Origin of the sequence: Streptomyces sp. NPDC008086 (assembly GCF_042957325.1) — a bacterium.
GTDB lineage: Bacteria > Actinomycetota > Actinomycetes > Streptomycetales > Streptomycetaceae > Streptomyces.
Genome location: NZ_JBIBIA010000018.1, coordinates 96,137 through 116,163, shown reverse-complemented (window position 1 = coordinate 116,163; position 20,027 = coordinate 96,137). Strand labels below are relative to the sequence as shown.

General features: G+C 71.0%; 16 protein-coding genes. 6 read left to right on the top strand and 10 right to left on the bottom strand.

Annotated elements, in window-relative coordinates; genetic code table 11:
• Positions 1-104: 104 nt before the first annotated feature.
• From ACFZBP_RS40540 to ACFZBP_RS40530, 3 genes are all read left to right on the top strand, one after another.
• Positions 105-1,790: a PucR family transcriptional regulator ligand-binding domain-containing protein gene (locus ACFZBP_RS40540; RefSeq protein ID WP_391420927.1), complete on the top strand. Its 1,686-nt coding sequence runs from the start codon at positions 105-107 to the stop codon at positions 1,788-1,790.
• A gap of 142 nt (positions 1,791-1,932) precedes the next feature.
• Positions 1,933-4,410, top strand: coding sequence for an AAA family ATPase (locus ACFZBP_RS40535; RefSeq protein WP_391420926.1), 2,478 nt, complete (start codon positions 1,933-1,935; stop codon positions 4,408-4,410).
• Between the two features lie 4 nt (positions 4,411-4,414).
• Entirely contained in the window at positions 4,415-5,689 is a 1,275-nt protein-coding gene (locus ACFZBP_RS40530; RefSeq protein WP_391420925.1) for an McrC family protein, read from the top strand.
• A gap of 281 nt (positions 5,690-5,970) precedes the next feature.
• On the opposite strand, the gene ACFZBP_RS40525 is transcribed toward ACFZBP_RS40530, so the two are convergent.
• The 7 genes from ACFZBP_RS40525 to ACFZBP_RS40495 all read right to left on the bottom strand — a co-directional run bounded on the left by ACFZBP_RS40525 (position 5,971) and on the right by ACFZBP_RS40495 (position 13,787).
• Complete coding sequence (locus ACFZBP_RS40525; protein WP_391420924.1) at positions 5,971-6,423, bottom strand: hypothetical protein; 453 nt, start codon at positions 6,421-6,423, stop codon at positions 5,971-5,973.
• A gap of 145 nt (positions 6,424-6,568) precedes the next feature.
• Complete coding sequence (locus ACFZBP_RS40520) at positions 6,569-7,996, bottom strand: FAD-dependent oxidoreductase (RefSeq protein ID WP_391420923.1); 1,428 nt, start codon at positions 7,994-7,996, stop codon at positions 6,569-6,571.
• A gap of 34 nt (positions 7,997-8,030) precedes the next feature.
• A complete protein-coding gene (locus ACFZBP_RS40515) occupies positions 8,031-8,831 on the bottom strand; it encodes an ABC transporter permease subunit (RefSeq protein ID WP_391420922.1) in 801 nt (266 codons plus the stop codon).
• Positions 8,832-9,761, bottom strand: a complete 930-nt coding sequence (locus ACFZBP_RS40510) for an ABC transporter permease (RefSeq protein ID WP_383453987.1) — start codon at positions 9,759-9,761, stop codon at positions 8,832-8,834.
• On the bottom strand, positions 9,761-10,921 hold the full coding sequence (locus tag ACFZBP_RS40505) for a polyamine ABC transporter ATP-binding protein (RefSeq protein ID WP_391420934.1): 1,161 nt from the start codon (positions 10,919-10,921) through the stop codon (positions 9,761-9,763). Before ACFZBP_RS40505 ends, ACFZBP_RS40510 begins: the two co-directional genes overlap by 1 nt.
• Positions 10,921-12,168 (bottom strand): extracellular solute-binding protein, encoded by a 1,248-nt coding sequence (locus ACFZBP_RS40500; RefSeq protein ID WP_391420921.1) that lies wholly within the window; start codon positions 12,166-12,168, stop codon positions 10,921-10,923. The genes ACFZBP_RS40505 and ACFZBP_RS40500 overlap by 1 nt, the downstream gene beginning before the upstream one ends.
• 83 nt (positions 12,169-12,251) lie before the next feature.
• On the bottom strand, positions 12,252-13,787 hold the full coding sequence (locus tag ACFZBP_RS40495; protein ID WP_391420920.1) for an aminobutyraldehyde dehydrogenase: 1,536 nt from the start codon (positions 13,785-13,787) through the stop codon (positions 12,252-12,254).
• 198 nt (positions 13,788-13,985) lie between these two features.
• On the opposite strand from ACFZBP_RS40495, the gene ACFZBP_RS40490 reads away from it, so the two are divergent.
• A complete protein-coding gene (locus ACFZBP_RS40490) occupies positions 13,986-14,555 on the top strand; it encodes an NADAR domain-containing protein (RefSeq protein WP_391420919.1) in 570 nt (189 codons plus the stop codon).
• A 509-nt stretch (positions 14,556-15,064) separates the two neighbouring features.
• On the opposite strand, the gene ACFZBP_RS40485 is transcribed toward ACFZBP_RS40490, so the two are convergent.
• Positions 15,065-15,511, bottom strand: coding sequence for a DUF4190 domain-containing protein (locus tag ACFZBP_RS40485; RefSeq protein ID WP_391420918.1), 447 nt, complete (start codon positions 15,509-15,511; stop codon positions 15,065-15,067).
• Positions 15,512-15,572: 61 nt separating this feature from the next.
• Positions 15,573-16,241 carry a DUF4190 domain-containing protein gene (locus ACFZBP_RS40480; protein ID WP_391420917.1) on the bottom strand — a complete coding sequence of 223 codons (669 nt, stop codon included), beginning with the start codon at positions 16,239-16,241 and terminating at the stop codon, positions 15,573-15,575.
• 191 nt (positions 16,242-16,432) lie between these two features.
• Here ACFZBP_RS40480 and ACFZBP_RS40475 point away from each other — a divergent pair, with 191 nt between their 5' ends.
• On the top strand, positions 16,433-17,494 hold the full coding sequence (locus ACFZBP_RS40475; protein ID WP_391420916.1) for an adenosine deaminase: 1,062 nt from the start codon (positions 16,433-16,435) through the stop codon (positions 17,492-17,494).
• A 35-nt stretch (positions 17,495-17,529) separates the two neighbouring features.
• The gene (locus ACFZBP_RS40470; protein WP_391420915.1) at positions 17,530-18,252 is read left to right on the top strand and encodes a glycerophosphodiester phosphodiesterase family protein; all 723 of its coding nucleotides are present in this window, start codon (positions 17,530-17,532) and stop codon (positions 18,250-18,252) included.
• Here ACFZBP_RS40470 and ACFZBP_RS40465 read toward each other — a convergent pair.
• Positions 18,197-19,891 carry a sigma-70 family RNA polymerase sigma factor gene (locus ACFZBP_RS40465; protein WP_391420914.1) on the bottom strand — a complete coding sequence of 565 codons (1,695 nt, stop codon included), beginning with the start codon at positions 19,889-19,891 and terminating at the stop codon, positions 18,197-18,199. The two genes, ACFZBP_RS40470 and ACFZBP_RS40465, sit on opposite strands and share 56 nt — an antisense overlap.
• Positions 19,892-20,027: the final 136 nt, after the last annotated feature.

Here is a 20,027-nt window from a genome sequence, read left to right as displayed (position 1 = left end):
GGACTTCAGGTCACCCCATGACCGTACGGTGAGGCAGAATCGTCACAGGCTGTTCATACATGACGGCCAAAAGATCACAACGATCACACCGACCTGAAGGTCTCATGCCACCCACGCTCGCCTCGCTCGTCCATCACTCCGCGCTGAAGCTGACCGTGCGGGCGGGCGCGGACCGCCTGGACGTGCCCGTGCGCTGGGCGCATGTCAGCGAGCTCGCCGACCCGGTCCCCTACATGGAGGGCGGGGAGCTGCTGCTGATCACCGCGCTCAAGCTGGACGCGGAGGACCCGGAGGCGATGCGGCGCTATGTGCGGCGGCTGGCCGGGGCGGGCGTGGTCGGGCTCGGCTTCGCGGTCGGCGTCAACTACGAGGAGATCCCGAAGGCGCTGGTCGAGGCGGCGGACGCGGAGGACCTGCCACTGCTGGAGGTGCCGCGCCGTACGCCGTTCCTCGCGATCAGCAAGGCCGTGTCGGCGGCCATCGCGGCGGACCAGTACCGGGCGGTGACGGCCGGGTTCGCGGCGCAACGGGAGCTGACCAAGCAGGCCCTGACCGACGGTCCCGAGGGTCTGCTGGCCGCGCTGGCCTCGCAGGTGGACGGCTGGGCGGCGCTGTACGACGCCTCCGGCGCGGTGGTCGCGACCGCGCCGGAGTGGGCGGGGCGGCGGGCGGCCCGGCTCACGGCGGACGTGGAGCGGCTGCGGGAGCGGCCCGCGCCGGCGTCGTCCGTCGTCGGCGGGCCGGAGAACGAGGACCGGGTCGAACTGCACACCCTGGGCACCGGCCGGCGGGCCCGCGCCGCACTGGCGGTGGGCACGGCGGCGGCCCTCGGCACGGCGGAGCGGTACGCCGTCCACTCGGCCATCGCACTGCTGACCCTGACCACCGAACGGTCCCGGTCCCTGCAGGCGGCCGAGCAGCGGGTGGGCGCGGCGGTGCTGCGCATGCTGCTCGCCGGGGAGCCGGATCACGCGCGTGCCGTGGCCGGAGACCTCTACGGCGGGCTCCTGGACGCCCCCTTCCGCGTCATCGTCACCGAGGCGGCGTCCGTGTCGGCGGCGCGGGTCGTCGACACCGGGGCGCGCGAGGCGCCCACCAAGGCCTCCATGGCCTCGGCCGCCGCGCTGGTCGCCGCCACCGGCACGAACGGCGATCCGCTGGGCGCGCTCACCGAGCTCGTGGAGTCCGCCGCGGCCCGGGCCGGGGAGGCGGTGCTGGTCGTACCGGAGGGCGAGGGCGGGACGGCGCGGCTGGTGGTGCTCGCGGCGGACGGGGGCGCGGCGGTGACGGCGTGCGTGGAGTACGCGGCGGCGTTGGAGGCGGCGCGGACGGGCGCCGTGTCCGAGCAGCCGGGCGCCGACGACGAGGAGCTGGTCATCGGGCTGTCGGCACCGGCCGGGCCCATCGCCGCCGCGGCGGCCTACAAGCAGGCCGAGCAGGCGCTGTCGGTGGCGCGGCGGCGCGGGCGGGTGTGCGTGGAGCACGAGCAGCTCGCGGCCGGGTCCGTGCTGCCGTTGCTCGCGGACGACGCGGTGAAGGCGTTCGCGGACGGGCTGCTGCGGGCGCTGCACGAGCATGACGCGACGGGGCGCGGGGACCTGGTCGCCTCCCTTCGGGCGTGGCTGTCACGGCACGGGCAGTGGGATGCGGCGGCCGCGGACCTGGGCGTGCACCGGCACACGCTGCGGTACCGGATGCGCCGGGTCGAGGAGATCCTGGGCCGGTCCCTGGACGACGCGGACGTACGGATGGAGCTGTGGCTGGCGTTGAAGGCGACGTCTCCGGAGTAGCCGACACAGCTGATTCCCTTGCCGGTTGGCGCCTGTCTCCTGACCCCGCTCCGGTCATGGGCGGCGGTCGTCACACGATACGGTCGGAGGCCGATGCAGGAACAACCGGTCGTCAGGTGGCGCCGGGCCACGGGGAGGGGTCATGACCGACGAGCAGGAGCAGGTGGCGGTCACCTTCGAGAGCCACGACTTCGCGCTCACTCCGTCACCGGGGGAGGTCATCCTCCCCAAGTACGGCCGCAAGATCCACCATGATCCGCAGTGCGGGCACCTCACCGACTCCCCTCGGCTCCCCCGCTTCCCCGACCCGGACCGGCTGCTGTGGCGGCGGCTGATCGACTCCGGGCCCTCCCATGACACCTCCGCGCGCACCGCCTTCGCCCGGAACATCGGCCTCCTCGGCGGCTCCGGCCAGCCGCTGATCAGCGCGTGCAGTTGCGTTCTGCGCCCGATCTCGCCCCGCCAAGCCGCCGCGCTACGGCCGTGGCCGCTCGACGACGCGATCAGGGCGTTCGACCGCGGCCTCTTCGACAAGAGGCTGAACGAGATGGAGGCCACCGCCGAGCAGATCGTCCGGGACTTCCCTTGGGCGGACTGGCCCACCCTGCCGCTGGAGCGCTACGCGCTCGGCCAGGGCGACAGCGCGCAGACCAAGCCCTACTGCTACCTCCTGGAGTTCGGCAGCAAGGCGCTCGGCAGCATCGCCGGCGGCTCCTCGACCAAGCACCTCATCTACCAGCGCAGTCAGGACGGTTCCTGGTGGCACGACTCGCGCTACGCCGACGAGGAGGAAGCCTGGGCCGAGGTACGCGCCGGAATCGTCGAAGCGGTCACCGCCGCCCGCGCGGGTCGGCTCGCGGACATCGACGACATCGACGCCATCCGTTCCGGCCCCGCCCTCGTCGCCAAGACGCTGCGGGTGTACGCCCCCGAGGCCGCGCTCGCGGTCTACGGAAATGATCCGCTACGCCATTTCGTCCAGCGTCTGACGGGCGAGCCCGTACCCAAACTGGAGCGGTTCGCTCTCCAGGCGCGGCTCAAGGAACTCATCGACGCCGACGAGCGGTTCGCGGGCTGGCCGTACGACCTCGTGGTGCTGTTCCTGTACTGGTGGGCCGATCCGATCCGGACCCAGCAGATCGTGAAGATCGCCCCCGGCCACGGCGGTGCGCTGTGGGACGAGTGCCGCGCCGGCGGGTACATCGCGGTCGGCTGGGACGACGTGTCCGATCTGCGGTCCTACGCGGACAGGGACGATTTCAAAGCCGCGTTCGCCGCCGCCTACACGGACGAGTACAACGGGAACCAGTCCAAGGTCTCCGCGAAGGCCAACGAGCTCTGGAAACTGCTCGGCCTGCGCCCGGGCGACCTCGTCGTCGCGAACAACGGGACGAGCGAGGTCCTCGGCGTCGGCAGGGTGACCGGGGACGGTTACACGTGGCGGGAGGACCGCGCCGAGTATCGGCACACGGTCGAGGTGGACTGGGACGAGAGCAACGGGGGACGGCTCGACGAGCCCGAGCGCTCCTGGGCGACCGTCACCGTCAAGGACGTTCCCGCCCAGCTGTGGAGCAGGATCCGGCAGGCGAAGTCGGCGCCGGTGGAAGACGATTCCGTCACCGACCCGTCCGATGTCGCGCTGGCCGCCCAGCCCCTGGACGCCGGGTTGCAACCGCTCGCCGACGCGCTCGACCGGCGGGGACAGGCGGTGTTGTACGGACCTCCGGGCACGGGCAAGACGTACACGGCCCTGCGCTTCGCCGTGCGCTGGCTCGGTGAGCTGTCGGGCGGGCTGTCGGACCTGGACCCGTACGCGGATCCGGGCACCCCGGCCTTCCGGCGGACACTCGACGCGTTGACGCGGGCCGGGCGGCTGACGACGGTCACCTTCCATCCCAGCTACGGGTACGAGGACTTCGTGGAGGGCTTCCGTCCGGTGAGCGGTGGCTCCGGCGGTCTCGTGCTGGACCGGATCGACGGCGTCTTCAAGCGAGTGTGCCAGGCGGCCGCCGCCGACCCCGGGCATCCGTACCTGGTGATCGTCGACGAGCTGAACCGCGGCAACCTGCCCAAGATCTTCGGCGAACTGATCACCCTGCTGGAGAAGGACAAGCGGGGCCACCAGGTGCTGTTGCCCCTAAGCCAGGAGCAGTTCACCGTGCCGGAGAACGTGTACCTGATCGGCACGATGAACACCGCCGACCGCTCGATCCGGACGCTCGACGCGGCGGTTCGCCGACGCTTCGCCTTCCTGGAACAACTCCCCGACTCCGCTCCGCTGCAGGGCTGCCATGTGGAACAGCTGCACCTCGCGGATCTGCTCGACGCGCTCAACCAGCGCATCAGGACACAACTCGACCGCGAGAAGCAGATCGGGCAGGCCTTCTTCCTGCCGCACGGAGCTCCGGTCGACTCGGTGAGCGCCCTGGCCGCGATCGTCCGCGACGAGATCCTGCCGCTGCTCCAGGAGTACGCCTACGACGACTACTCCCTTCTCGCGGCCTTCCTCGGCGAGGCCCTAGTGGATCTCGAGGCGCACGCCCTGCGTGACCTCAGCGACGAAGGGCTGGTCAACGCCCTCTATATCGAGCTCCAGGTCAGAAGCGGGGCGGCGGACTGATTCCATGGTGACGCTGCGGGAGTACGAGACGAAGGTGGTCCAAGGGGTGCGCCTGAGCCCCTTGGACCGAGCCCTGTGCGGCAGCGAGCGGCTCGCCCAGCGGGTCCGCGTCCGGGAACTGTCGGGCGATCGGCTGGAGTTGACCGCAGGTCCCCATGTGGGGGTCGTCCGGCTCGACGCCTGCGAGATACGAATCCTGCCCAAGTACCTGGGTACGGAGCTCGATGTGCTGCGCATGCTGGAATTCGCGGCGGGCCGCGACCTTCCGGCGCTCGACGTGCCCCGCACCGTGGGCGAAGGGGCGCCGCAGCTACGGGACTTGGTGGCGCTCATGGTCACCGAGGAGTGCGAACAGCTGCTCGCCCGCGGGGTACGCCGGGACTACCTGACCCTCGAGGACGACCTTCCGGCCGTACGCGGCCGTCTTCTCCCTGACCGTCAACTCATCCGGCATCATGGCCGACTGGACCGGCTGGCCTGCCGGTTCGACGAACACGACACGGACATCCTGGACAACCGGCTGTGCGGTGCGGCGGTCGACCTCGCCGCGCGCACAGCGCGGTCCCCCGCCGTGCGCGCCCGGGCCCGGCGTGCCGCGACCCGGTTCGCGCAGGTGGCGCCGACGGATCTCGGTGATCTGCGCGATGCGCTGTGCGGCCTCGACTATCACCGGCACAACCACCACTACCGGCGGGCACACCGCTGGGCGGCACTGCTGCTGTCCGGCGGCGGCATCGCGGACCTCTTCGCTCCGGGACCGCTCACCGCACGTGCGTTCCTCATCGACATGAACGTCCTGTTCGAGGCCTTCGCCACCCGGCTGCTGCGCGAAGCCGCTGCGGGCAGCGGCCTCACCGTCCGCGAACAGTCCAGGCACCCTGGGGTGCTGCACGACGAGCGAACGGACCGCTCCTACGGTGAGGTGCGCCCCGATGTGCTGATCTCGGGGAGCGTCGACGGCGAACGGCTCTGCCGCCCCGTCGACCTCAAATACAAGTTGTACGACGACATCAAGCCGGCCGCCGCGGACCTCTACCAGGCGTTTCTCTACGCCCACGCGCTGGCCCGGCAGCCGTCGAACGGCCTCCCGACCTGCGTCCTCCTCCACCCCGGCGGCGCCTCACGACCGCGCGACAGCGTCGTCGTACGGCGCTGGGACGGCACGGCGTCGACCCGCGTCCGGTCGGTCTCGCTCCACCTTCCCTCGGTGCTCGGCGCCCTGGAAGGCGCCCAACGATCCGCGACGCTGAGCAGGGTCTGGGCCTCGGTGCTGGCCTGACCGTCAGGCGGTTCGTCTTCTTCGTCAGCAGTCGAGGGTCTTGGTGACTGGGAGCCCGGTTTCACGGCCACCGTCTGCCCACAGCGGGCGTTGTCCCTGCCGGGCGTGCAGGACCAGTTGTCCAGGCCGGATTCGAAGCCGCCGTTACGGGTGAGATCGGTGTCGGCGGCACGGGCGGCCGACGAGGGTGCGGTGATGCCGGGAAGGGTCAGCGCCGCGGCGGCCAGGGGGCAAGAATTTCCCGGAGTCCCGGAGTCCCGGAGTCCCGGAGTCCCCGCCGGCTAGCCCTCCTCCCCGGCGGCCAGCTCAGCCGCCGCCTCATGCATGGCCAGTTCGAGCAGTGACGGGTCGGTCAGCGTGCCCGTGCCGTCCGGGGGGACCAGCCAGCGGACGGCGCCGATGGAGCGGCCCGGGTACGGGACGACGATCCAGGTGCCGGCCCCGGCCGTGCGGATGCCGGTGCCGAGCCAGCGGGCCGCCGTGCCGGGCGGCACGAAGAAGCCCATGCGTGAGTCGCCGAAGTCGACCAGGACCGGGCCGGGCTGGTCGAGGATGCGGGTGAGGACGTCGAGCGTCGGATAGCCGAGCTCGCCCGGCAGGATGAGCACGTCCCAGGCTTTGCCGGCCGGCAGCAGCGCGACCCCGAGGGGGTTGCGCTCCCACTCCCAGCGACAGGCCTCGGGGTCCGGCGCAACGGATGCCAGCCACTCGACCGGCGTCTTCGCCCCTGTCATGACGGTGACCTCCCTTTCCTTCGTGGACGCCGATCGCGTCACGAGGGAGAGGGAGGTCACCTGGCGTGCATTACGCGGGTTCTCGGCACCAATTCACGGTGACCTGGGTCACATCCCGAACCGTGCCGTTTCCAGCGGCCGAGTCTCAGCTGTCGAAGCCGAGGCCGAGCCGGTCCATCGCCTTCAGCCACAGGTTGCGCCGCCCGCCGTGCGCGTCGGCGCGGGCCAGGGACCACTTGGTGAGCGCGATGCCGGTCCAGGCGAACGGCTCCGGCGGGAAGGGCAGCGGCTTCTTGCGGACCATCTCCAGCTGGGTGCGTTCGGTGCGCTCCCCCGCCAGGAGGTCGAGCATCACGTCGGCGCCGAAGCGCGTGGCGCCCACGCCGAGGCCTGTGAAGCCCGCCGCGTACGCGACCTTGCCCTGATGGGCCGTGCCGAAGAACGCCGAGAAACGCGAGCAGGTGTCGATCGCGCCGCCCCACGCGTGGGTGAAGCGGACGCCCTCCAGCTGCGGGAAGCAGGTGAAGAAGTGTCCGGCGAGCTTGGCGTACGTCTCCGGCCGGTCGTCGTACTCGGCGCGGACCCGGCCGCCGTACGGGTAGATCGCGTCGTAGCCGCCCCACAGGATGCGGTTGTCGGCGGAGAGCCGGAAGTAGTGGAACTGGTTCGCCGAGTCGCCGAGGCCCTGGCGGTTCTTCCAGCCGATCGAGGACAGCTGCTCCGCGCTCAGCGGCTCGGTCATCAGGGCGTAGTCGTAGACCGGGACGGTGTAGGCGCGGACGCGTTTGACCAGGTTGGGGAAGATGTTGGTGCCGAGCGCGACCTGGCGGGCGCGGACCTGGCCGTAGGGGGTGCGTACGGCCATGCCGGCGCCGTACGGCTTCAGGGTGAGCGCGGGGGTGTGCTCGTGGATGCGGACGCCGAGGTCGAGGCATGCCCGCTTCAGGCCCCAGGCGAGCTTGGCCGGGTTGACCATGGCGACGCCCCGGCGGTCGTACAGGCCCGCCTGGAAGGTCGGTGAGTCGACCTGGGCCCGGACGGCCGCGGCGTCCAGGAACTCCATGCCGTCGGCGAGGCCCTTCTCGCTCAACTCCTCGTACCAGTCGCGCAGTTCCCACGCCTGGTACGTCTCGGTGGCGACGTCGATCTCGCCGGTGCGCTCGAAGTCGCAGTCCAGGGAGTAGCGGGCGACCGCCTTCTCGATCTCGTCGAGGTTGCGGGTGCCCAGCTCCTGAAGCTTGTGGATCTCGCCGGGCCAGCGCGCGAGCCCGTTGGGCAGGCCGTGGGTGAGGGAGGCGGCGCAGAAGCCGCCGTTGCGGCCGGAGGCGGCCCAGCCCACCTCGCGGCCTTCGAGCAGGACGACATCCCGCTGCGGGTCGCGCTCCTTGGCGATGAGCGCGCTCCACAGTCCGCTGTAGCCACCGCCGACGACCAGCAGGTCGCAGGTCTCGGCGCTGGTCAGGGCGGGCTCGGGGCGGGGCCTGCCGGGGTCGTCCAGCCAGTACACGACCGGCTGGGCGTCGGAAAGGGATCTCGTCCAGTTGTTGCCACGACTCATGGCGCTTGGGGCCATGATTTCAACTCCCTACGGGGGTTTCCCTTTGGCTTTACGCCTTTTGCTTGGTACGGCGATTGCTGATGACCATGGAGGCCAGGACGAAGAGTACGGCGACGACGAACATGGCCGTACCGACGACATTGATCTGAACGGGCGTTCCGCGCTGGGCCGATCCCCAGACGAACATCGGGAAGGTGACGGTGGAGCCCGCGTTGAAATTGGTGATGATGAAATCGTCGAAGGAGAGCGCGAAGGCGAGCAGCGACCCCGCCGCGATTCCGGGAGCGGCGATCGGCAGGGTGACCCGGACGAACGTCTGGACCGGTCCGGCGTACAGGTCCTGCGCGGCCTGCTCCAGACGCGGGTCCATCGACATCACCCGCGCCTTCACCGCCGTCACGACGAAGCTCAGGCAGAACATGATGTGGGCGATGAGGATCGTCCAGAAGCCGAGCTGGGCGCCCATGTTGAGGAACAGGGTGAGCAGCGAGGCGGCCATGACGACCTCGGGCATCGCCATCGGCAGGAAGATCAGCGAGTTCACGGCGCCCCGCGCGCGGAAGCGGTAGCGGACCAGCGCGAAGGCGATCATCGTGCCGAGGAGGGTGGCGCCGAGTGTCGCCCAGAACGCGATCTGGAGGCTGAGGGACAGCGAGCCGCACAGGCCGGCGACTCCGCACGGGTCCTGCCAGGCGGCCGTGGAGAACTCCTGCCATTCGTAGTTGAAGCGCCCCTTCGGATTGTTGAAGGAGAAAATCGTGACGACGACGTTCGGCAGAAGGAGATAAGCGAGCGTCAGCAGTCCCGCGATGACGACGAGATGGCGCTTGAGCCAGTTGACGAAGGCCATTTAAACCAGATCCTCCGTGCCGGACTTACGGATGTAGACCGTCACCATGACGAGGATGGCGGCCATGAGGATGAAGGAGAGCGCCGCGGCCGTCGGATAGTCCAGGATCCGCAGGAACTGCGTCTGGATGACGTTGCCGACCATGCGGGTGTCCGTGGAGCCGAGCAGGTCGGCGTTGACGTAGTCACCGGCCGCCGGGATGAAGGTCAGCAGAGTGCCGGAGACGACGCCCGGCATCGACAGCGGGAAGGTGACCCGCCGGAAGACGGTCGTCGGCTTGGCGTACAGGTCGTTCGCCGCCTCGTGCAGCCGTGGGTCGATGCGCTCCAGCGAGGTGTAGAGCGGCAGCACCATGAACGGCAGGAAGTTGTACGTCAGACCGCACACCACCGCGAGCGGCGTGGCCAGCACCCGGTCGCCGGAGGTCATGCCGAGCCAGCTGGTGACGTCGAGGACATGCAGCGCGTTGAGGGCGCCGACGACGGGGCCGCCGTCCGCGAGGATCGTCTTCCAGGCGAGGGTGCGGATCAGGAAGCTGGTGAAGAACGGCGCGATCACCAGGATCATGATCAGGTTCTTCCAGCGGCCCGCGCGGAAGGCGATGAGGTAGGCGAGCGGGTAGCCGAGGACCAGGCACAGGATCGTCGCCGAGCCGGCGTAGAGCACCGAGCGCAGGAACTGCGGGTAGTACTCGGACAGGGCGTCCCAGTAGGTGGCGAAGTGCCAGGTGACCTTGTAGCCCTCCTCCAGTGAGCCCGTCTGCACGGACGTGGAGGCCTGGTAGATCATCGGCAGCGCGAAGAACACCAGCAGCCAGAGGATGCCGGGGAGCAGCAGCCAGTACGGGACGAGACGGCCGCGCTTGCGTGGGGGCTTCTTCTCAGCGGCCGTCGGGGTCAGTGGCGGTGGCGCCTCGGTGAGCGTCGACATCAGGCGGCCGCACCTTCCTCGACGCCCGCGTCGATGTCCTGGGCGGCGTCGAGGCCGAAGGTGTGGGCCGGGCTCCAGTGCAGGACGACGTCGGCGCCGGGGACCAGGCGGCTGTCTCGGTCGACGTTCTGGACGTAGACCTCGAAGTCCGGGCAGACGGCGCTGTCGACGACGTACTGCGTGGAGACGCCGATGAAACTGCCGTTGGTGATCCTGCCGTTGATGCGGTTGCGGCCCTCGGGGATCTCGCCCGCGTCGTCGGCGTGGGTGAGGGAGATCTTCTCCGGGCGGACGCCGACCAGCACCTTGCCGCCGGTCGTCGTGGCCGCGCCGCACCTCGCCTCGGGGAGGACGAGCTTGCCGCCGCCCGCCTTCAGGACGATGTCGTCGCCGCTCTTGGAGTCGACCTCGGCCTCGATGAAGTTGGAGGTGCCGAGGAAGTTGGCGACGAACGTCGTGCGCGGGTTCTCGTACAGGTCGGTCGGCGAGCCGAGCTGCTCGACGCGGCCCGCGTTCATCACGGCGACCGTGTCGGCCATCGTCATGGCCTCCTCCTGGTCGTGCGTGACATGGACGAAGGTGATGCCGACCTCGGTCTGGATGCGCTTGAGCTCCAGCTGCATCTGGCGGCGCAGCTTGAGGTCGAGGGCGCCGAGGGGCTCGTCGAGGAGGAGCACCTTGGGGTGGTTGATCAGCGCCCGGGCGACGGCGACGCGCTGCTGCTGGCCGCCCGACAGCTGGTGCGGCTTCTTGCGGGCCTGCTCGCCGAGCTGGACGAGGTCGAGCATGTCGCCGACCTGCTTCTTCACCGACTTGATGCCGCGTCGGCGCAGGCCGAAGGCGACGTTCTCGAAGATGTCGAGGTGCGGGAAGAGGGCGTAGGACTGGAAGACCGTGTTCACGGGCCGCTTGTACGGCGGCAGCGCGGTGACGTCCTGGTCGCCGAGGTGGACGGTGCCGGCGGAAGGTTCCTCCAGGCCGGCGATCATGCGCAGGGTGGTGGTCTTGCCGCAGCCGGAGGCGCCGAGCAGGGCGAAGAAGGAACCCTGGGGCACGGTCAGGTCGAGCGGGTGTACGGCGGTGAAGGAGCCGTAGGTCTTGGCTATGCCGGAGAGGCGGACGTCGCCGCCGTGGTCGGTCTTGTTCGTCGTCACGGTGATCACGCCCCTGTCAGCTTCGCGAACTTCTGTTCGAACTCGGTCTCTTCCTTCGAGCTCAGCGAGCGGAAGGGGTGGGACTTCGCGGCCATCGCCTTGTCGGGGATGATCAGCGGGTTGTTCGCCGCATCCGGGTCGATCTTCTCCAGCTCGGCCTTCACGCCGTCGACGGGCGTCACGTAGTTGATGTACGCGGCGAGTTCGGCGGCCGGCTTCGGCTCGTAGTAGAAGTCGATGAGCCGCTCGGCGTTCGTCTTGTGCCGGGCCCTGTTCGGGATCAGCAGGTTGTCGGTCGAGGTGATGTACCCGCTGTCCGGGATCAGGAAGTCGATGTCCGGGCTGTCCGCCTTCAGCTGGACCACGTCACCGGCCCAGGCTATGCAGGCCGCGAAGTCGCCGCTGGTCAGGTCGGAGGTGTAGTCGTTGCCGGTGAAGCGGCGGATCTGACCCTTGTCGACGGCCTTCTGGATGCGGGCGACCGCCGCGTCGAAGTCGTCGGTGGTGAAGTCCGCCGGGTCCTTGCCCATGTCGAGCAGGGTCATGCCGATGCTGTCCCGCATCTCCGACAGGAAGCCGACGCGCCCCTTGAGCCTGGGGTTGTCGAGCAGGTCGGAGAGCGACTTCACCTCGACGCCGTCCAGCGCCTTCTTGTTGTAGGCGATGACGGTCGAGATGCCCTGCCAGACATAGGAGTGGGCACGGCCGGGGTCCCAGTCCGGGTCGCGGAACTGCGCCGAGAGGTTGGCGTAGGCGTGCGGGAGGTTGGAGGGGTCCAGCTTCTGGACCCAGCCGAGGCGGATCAGGCGGGCCGCGAGCCAGTCGGTGAGGACGATGATGTCCCGGCCGGTGTCCTGCCCCGCCGCGAGTTGCGGCTTGATCTTGCCGAAGAACTCGACGTTGTCGTTGATGTCCTCGGTGTACTTGACCGAGATACCGGTCCGCTTCTTGAACTGGTCGAGCGTGGGGTGGTGCTTCTCGCTGTCGTCCACGTCGATGTACTCGGTCCAGTTGGAGAAGTTCACGACCTTCTCCTTCGCCGAGTGGTCCTCCGCGGAGACACCGCCCTGGGTGTTTCCCGCAGCGGGGATCCCGCAGGCGCTGAGCGTGCCCAGTCCACCCAGCGCGAGCGCGCCGCCCGTGGAGGCGCGCAGCAGGGAACGGCGGGTCATGGCGGCCCGGCCGCCTCGCAGGCTGCGCCGCATGGCGGCCACCTGGGCCGGGGAGAGGCGGTCGGGCTCGTACTGCTCCATGCGCGTGGTTGCCCTTTCGGGAGATCGGGAGGGAGGGGTGGCCGGCTGGTCGGGCCGTCGCCCTCCCCTGTCGTCTGGTCTGCCTAGCGGTCCCCGAAGACGGTGCGGTGCCAGTCCTTCCTGGCGACCGCGGTGTTGTCGAACATGACGTGCTTGATCTGGGTGTACTCCTCGAACGAGTACGCCGACATGTCCTTGCCGAAGCCGGACGCCTTGTAGCCGCCGTGCGGCATCTCGCTGATGATCGGGATGTGGTCGTTGACCCACACGCACCCGGCCTTGATCTCGCGGGTGGCGCGGTTGGCCCGGTAGACGTCGCGGCTCCACGCGGAGGCCGCGAGCCCGTACGGGGTGTCGTTGGCGAGCCGGATCCCCTCGTCGTCGCCGTCGAACGGCAGGACGACCAGGACCGGCCCGAAGATCTCGGACTGGACGATCTCACTGTCCTGGGCCGCGTCGGCGACGAGGGTGGGCCGGTAGTACGCGCCGTTCTTGAGCTCGCCCTGCGGCGCCTCGCCGCCGGTGACCACGCGCGCGTAGGCACGCGCACGGTCGACGAACCCCGCGACCCGGTCGCGCTGGACGTGCGAGATCAGCGGCCCGAGGTCGGTGCCCGGCGCGAACGGGTCACCGAGCCGCACGCTCTCCATGAGCGCGGCGGTCCGCTCGACGAACGCCTCGTACAGGGGTCGCTGCACGTACGCGCGCGTGGCGGCCGTGCAGTCCTGCCCGGTGTTGATGAGCGCGCCCGCCACCGCGCCGTGGGCGGCGGCCTCCAGGTCGGCGTCGTCGAAGACGAGGAAGGGCGCCTTGCCGCCGAGTTCGAGATGGATCCGCTTGACGGTGGCGGTGGCGATCTCGGCGACGCGCCGGCCCACGGCGGTGGAGCCGGTGAACGAGGTCATGGCGACGTCGGGGTGCCCGACGAGATGTTCGCCGGCTTCCTTGCCGGTCCCGGTGACGATGTTGACGACACCGTCCGGGATCCCGGCGTCGGTGGCGGCCTGGGCGAAGAGCAGCGAGGTCAGAGGTGTCAGCTCGGCTGGCTTGAGCACGATGGTGTTGCCGGCGGCGATGGCCGGGAGGACCTTCCAGGCGGCCATCTGCAGGGGGTAGTTCCAGGGGGCGATGGAGCCGACGACACCGATGGGCTCACGGCGCACGTACGAGGTGTGGTCGCCGGAGTACTCCCCCGCGGACTGTCCCTGGAGATGCCGGGCGGCGCCCGCGAAGAAGGCGATGTTGTCGATGGTCCCCGGCACGTCGAACTCACGCGTCAGCTTCAGCGGCTTGCCGCACTGCAGGGACTCGGCACGGGCGAATTCCTCGGCGCGCTCGGCGACCACGGCGGCGAAGCGGTGCATCGCGTCGGAGCGCTCGCCCGGGGTGGCGCCGGCCCAGCCGGGGAACGCCTCGCGCGCGGCGGCGACCGCGGCGTCGACGTCCTCGGTGCCGGCCAGGTCGTACGTGTACACCTCCTCGCCGGTGGCGGGGTCGACGACGGCGTGGGTACGCCCCGAGGTCCCCTTCGCCGGCCGGCCCGCGATGTACTGCGCGCCGTCCGCGAAGCGGTCCTGGGCCGGGAATCGTTCCGGGGTGGCGGTGCCCGGGTTGTGCATGTCGCTCCCTCCGTGCCCCGAGATGGGGCCGGCGTGGCTCAGGCTCGATTTGAGTGCCGATCCTGACAGAGCAGGAAGGGTCCAACAAGTGATTCCGTTGTTGCCTTTTGGTTACGCGACGGAATCTGTCGACCAGGTGTCGAGTTGGCCTGGAAAACGTGGGACGGATTGTCGGTGGTGCCTGTCAGACTCGGGGACATGGCGAAGATCGATTCTTGGGACGTCCTGATCCAGGAGGTCCGTGCGGGGACGAGAGTCAAGTATCTGCACTTCTGGGGGCACCGGCCCCGACCGGACGGGCAGCTCAGCGCGAGTTGTCTGAGTCAGTGGTGGGCCGCGCCGTTCACGGTGGACGGCGTGTCGTACGCGACCGCCGAGCACTGGATGATGGCCGCGAAGGCACGGCTGTTCGGGGACGCGGAGGCGGAGCGGCGGGCGCTGGAGGCCGGGCACCCGTCCGAGGCGAAGAAGGCCGGGCGGCTGGTGCGGGGGTTCGACGAGGCGACCTGGGAGCGGGAGCGGTTCCGGATCGTCGTCGAGGGGTCGGTGCACAAGTTCGGCGCGGACGCGGCGCTGCGGGCGTTTCTGCTGCGGACCGGGGACCGGGTGCTGGTGGAGGCCAGTCCGGTGGACCGGGTGTGGGGGATCGGGCTGGCCGCGGGGGACGACGGGGCCGGGGATCCGCAGCGGTGGCGGGGGCCGAACCTGCTGGGGTTCGCGTTGATGGAGGCGCGGGAGCGGTTGCGGGCCGAGCCGGCCCGGGCTTGAGGGGGCCGACCCGACGGCCGGCCCCGGAGCCTCACGGCCCCTCACCTCACGGGGCCCGGAGGCTCACCGCCCGCTGACCTCGCAGGGCCCGGGGCCTCACCGCCCTGACCTCACCGGGCCGGAGCCTCACCGCCCTGACCTCACAGGGCCGGAGCCTCACCGCCCGCTGACCTCGCAGGGCCCGGGGCCTCACCGCCCTGACCTCACCGGGCCGGAGCCTCACCGCCCGCTGACCTCGCAGGGCCCGGGGCCTCACCGCCCTGACCTCACAAGGCCCGGAGCCTCACCGCCCGCTGACCTCACAGGGCCCGAAGCCACACCGCCCGCTGACCTCACAAGGCCCGAAGCCACCGGGCCCGGGGCTTCGGGCCCCTCACCTCGCAGGGCCCGAGCCTCACGGCCCTCTGACCTCACGGGTCCCAGAGCCTCACGGGCCCCAGAGCCTTACAGGGCCCAGCGCCTCAAGCCCGGCGCCTCAAAGGGCCCCCGACCTCACCGGACGCTGAACCTCACAGCACGCCCATGACACTCGCGAAGACGACGAAGCCCAGCACCGGCAGGATCACGGTGGCCACGATCCCGCAGACCAGACCGGCGGTCGCCGCGCCCTTGTTGGTGGCCTCGCCGCGGTTGGCCTTGCCCCGGCCGATCGCGCCGAAGATGATCCCGAGGATCCCGAGAATGACGCCGAAGAACCACAGGAAGAAGGTCAGGCTGCACACCACGCCGATGATGCCGAGGACCAGTCCGGTGGTGCCCATGCCGTTGCTCGGCTGCATCGGCATGCCGTAGCCGGGCGCCGGCGGGTGGGCCGCCGGGTAGGACGGGCCGGCGGGCGGATAGCCGTACCCCGGCCCGGGCTGCGGGGCCGACGGCGGGTAGGCGTATCCCCCGGCGGGCTGCTGCGGCGGCGACGGCGGCCCGAACCCACCGGGTCCGGGATTGGCGTCGGACATGAACTGCTCTCCCCTCGTTGACAGTCAGGGGCATCGTAATCGCCCTGTTCATGCCAGGGATTCAGCGGACCGCCTCGACGGACACCGACGCCGGCAAGGCGCCGTAGGAGTCATCGTCGTCGTAGTTCTCCGAGTTGAAGGCGGCCGTGATGCCGATGATGAACAGGACGATCATGAGGACGCCGAGGACGATGCCGATGATGCCCGTGATCAGACCGGCCTGCGCCTGCCCGTGGTTGGTGGCCTCGCCCCGCTCGGCCTTGCGGCGTCCCTGGACACCGAAGATCACGGCGAGGATGCCGAGGACGATGGAGACCACGCCGTACAGGCAGAAGAGGCAGCAGGACAGGATGCCGAGCACCAGGGCCGCGACGCCCATGCCGTTCTGCGGCTGCATCGGCATGCCGGGCCAGCCGTAGCCCGGGGGATAGCCGGGGTAGCCGTAGCCACCCGGGGCGCCGGGGCCGGTGGGCGCGATCGGCGGGGGCGGGACGGCGGCACCGGGCGGAGGGTAGGCGTAACCCGGCGTGGCACCGGTCGGGGCCGTGCCGTCGGGCGCGGCGAAACCCTCGGACGGCAGCGACGTGACCGTGGCCTGGTCGTGGACGGACGGCGGCCGCGGCGCGTCGTCGGGCACCGGCTTCTTGTCCAGCGACGGCCGGTTCTCGGGCGGCGCCCACGGGTCGTGGCCTGCCCCGGCCTCCCCGCCGGGCTGCGCTGCGTCCGTCATGTCATGTCCCCCCTGATGGTTCGTGCGGCCATGCTAAGGCCTGCCCACCGGCGCTCCACCGGCCGGTGTCCGACCGTCGGCGCCCGTTCCCGGCACCGCTGCATACGATGGCGGCGCATCCGATCAGCCGATCACCCGCGTCCCCGCCGCTCACCCAGCCGGCCACGGGACGCCGTTCCCGGGGAGGAACCTTGACCGACCATCTCGTCGACGCCGCAGTCCCGCGCGACCTGCACGCCTTCATCGCCGGACTGCCCAAGGCCGAACTGCACGTGCACCACGTCGGCTCCGCCTCCCCCCGTATCGTCTCGACCCTGGCGGCCCGCCATCCCGACTCCAAGGTCCCCACGGACCCCGAGGCCCTGGTCGACTACTTCACGTTCACGGACTTCGCCCACTTCATCGACGTGTACCTGTCCGTCGTGGATCTGATCCGCACCCCGGAGGACGTACGGCTGCTCACCTACGAGGTGGCCCGCGACCTGGCCCGCCAGCAGGTGCGCTACGCCGAGCTGACCATCACCCCGTTCTCCTCCACCCGCCGCGGCATCGAGGCCAGCGCCTTCATGGCGGCGATCGAGGACGCCCGCAAGGCGGCCGAGGCCGAGTTCGGGACCGTGCTGCGCTGGTGCTTCGACATCCCGGGCGAGGCCGGACTGGAGTCGGCCGAGGAGACCGTGCGGCTCGCCACGGACGACCGGCTGCGCCCCGAGGGCCTGGTGTCGTTCGGGCTCGGCGGGCCCGAGATCGGCGTGCCGCGGCCCCAGTTCAAGCCGTACTTCGACCGGGCCATCGCCGCCGGACTGCACTCCGTGCCGCACGCCGGTGAGACCACCGGCCCCGAGACCGTCTGGGACGCCCTGACCCACCTGCGCGCCGAGCGCATCGGGCACGGCACCAGTTCCGCCCGGGACCCGAAGCTGCTCGCGCACCTCGCCGAGCACCGGATCCCGCTGGAGGTGTGCCCGACCTCCAACATCGCCACGCGCGCGGTCCGCACGATCGACGAGCACCCGATCAAGGAGTTCGCGAAGGCCGGGGTCCTCGTCACCATCAACTCCGACGACCCGCCGATGTTCGGCACCGACCTCAACAACGAGTACGCCGTCGCCGCCCGCCTCCTCGACCTCGACGAGCGCGGCCTGGCCGGCCTCGCCAAGAACGCCGTCGACGCGTCCTTCCTCGACGAGCCCGGCAAGGCCCGGATCACGGCCGAGATCGACACGTACACCGCGAACTGGCTCGCCCCCTGACCCGGCGGGGCCGCCTCCCCCACCACAATGGCCCCATGCAGAACGTGACCGCCGTCGCCCACCGCGGCGACCCCTACCGCGTCCGCGAGAACACCCTCGACTCCCTGCGCTCCGCGCTGCGGCGGGGTGCGGACGCGGTGGAGATCGACGTACGTCTCACCAAGGACGGCGTGCCGGTGCTCCTGCACGACGAGACCCTGAAGCGGTTGTGGGAGCAGGACCGTCCGCTGCTCGCGCTGTCGTCGGCCGAGGTGCGGGGGCTGACGGCGGGCGGGGTGCCGACGCTGGAGGAGGCGCTGGCGGCGTGCGGCGACAGCCGGGTGATGCTCGACCTGCCGGGCACGCCGGATGTCCGGGCCGCGCGCCGCGTCGTGGACGTCGTCCGCGCGTGCGGGGCGCAGGACCGCGTGTACTACTGCGCGGGCGCCCCGGCCATGCTCGCCGTGCGCGCCGCCGACCCGGCCGCCGAGATCGCCCTGACCTGGACGACGCTGGCCCCGCCGCGCGCGGGCCTGCTCGAAGCGCTACGGCCGCGCTGGCTCAACTACCGCTTCGGCCTGGTCGACCGCGCCGTCGCCGAACGCGTCCACCGCGCCGGCTACCTGCTGTCCGTCTGGACCCCGGACACCCGGCGCTCCATGCGCCGGCTGCTGGACCTCGGCGCCGACTCGATCACGACGAACCGCATCGACGTCCTGCTCGCTACACGCGGGACCGCTGCGGCACGGTCGCCGCGTCCGCGGGGGTCTCACGCGTGACGTACTGCGGGACGGGGGTGTCGTCCCTGCCGGTGTCGCGGACGAGGCCGTAGCGGATCACGCCGTCCGGCGGCCCCTGGTTGATGTCCTTGTCGGCCGCGGCCCAGTCCGTCGGGAAGACGCTGAGGCCGTAGTCGGCGCCCCGCTCGTTGACGGTGAGGCGGACGCTGCCGTCGAGGTAGAAGTACTCGTTCTGCCACATCTGCTGGGTGCCGGGCGGCGGGACGGCGTATCCGGTGGTCGCGTTGCCCATCCCGGTGGCGGAGGCGTCGGTGTCGCTGGTCCGGTCGTCCATACGGCGGCCGCCGCCGGAGGCCACGTGGAACAGCTCGCCCTCGAGGCCGGTCCAGGCAGGCATGACCAGGCTGCCCGCCCGGTACTGCGGTGAGATCTGCCAGCGCACGAGGACATAGCCCTGTCCGGTGAGCGTGACGGTGTCGCCGCGGTGGTTCATCACGGCGTGGGGGCCGCCGGTGCTGGTGATGCCGGACTCGGGGCGGTGCGGCAGGGCGGCGGGCTCGGCGTCCGGGTCGGGTGCCCGGTCGACGGCGTCCACGACCGTGCCGTACAGCCCGGCCTTCGGCGTCTGCGAGGGCGACGGTGTCGGTGACGGCGAGGAGGTCGCCGTGGGGGTCACGGGCGGTATGGGCGAGGGCGGGCGGGCCGTGCTCGCGGCGGTGGGTGCCGTCGCGGGCGGCGGGGTGTCCGAGGGCTGGGTGACGACGTAGGCGCCGCCCGCGACGAGCGTCGCGCCGGCCGTGACCGCCACCGCGGGCTGGGTGAGCGCGGCCATCACCTTCGCGGACCAGCCGACGGAGGTCGCCGTGGCCGCGGCCGCCGTCTTGCCGCCGAGGGCGAGGGAGAGGGTGAAGCCGACCGGGATCGGGACGAGGGCGATGCCGACGAGGAGGCGCTCCGCCGGTACGACGGTCTCGCGGGTGTCGCCGCAGTAGCCGCAGCCCCTGATGTGCCGGGCCAGCCGCTTGCGCCAGACCGAGTCGGGGCGGCCGCTGAAGCGGGCGGTCATCTCGCGCAGGCCGGGGCAGGCGCCGTCCAGCGCCCGGACGATGCCGCGCGCGGTCTCCAGCCGTTCCTTCACCCGCTGGACGCGGACGGCGGCGTGCTGCCGGCTGATCCCGGCCGCGGCGGCCAGTTCGCGCCTGCTCAGTTCGCCCGCGACCTCCAGCCACCACAGCGACAGCAGTTGCCGGTCCTCGTCGTCCAGCCAGCGCACGGCCTCGGCGACCTCGCGCCGCTGCCCCTCCAACTGGAGCCGCAGCACGGTGAGTTCGGCGAAGTCGGCGGCCTCGCGCGCCGCCGACTCGTCCAGTCGCGCGTTCTGCCTGCGGCGCGCCCGGTCCCGGATCTGCCGCATGGCGATGGCGACGAGCCAGGAGCGGAAGCTGTCCGGGTCCCGCAGCGAGCCGAGGTTGTCGACTGCGCGCAGCATGGTCTCCTGGACGACGTCGTCGACGTCGGCATGGCCGTTCAGGGCCCGCCCGACCACGTTGTAGACCAGGGGCAGCCATCCCTCGACCAGCTCGTCCAGCGCCTGCCGGTCCCCGGCCTGCGCCGCCGCGATGGTGGAGCGCCACTGCCTGCGGGCTCCCTCGTCCACGTGCGTCCTCTCCCAGGTCATCCGCTGCCCGTACGCACCTTCCTGCCTGACCAGCGCCGGTGGCTGTATCGGAGATCACATTCCGCTTCCGGGGTGGAGACGCGGTGAAGGGAGCGGGGATAACACTTTTTCGGCGGCGCCTCGCCGCGCCGACGGC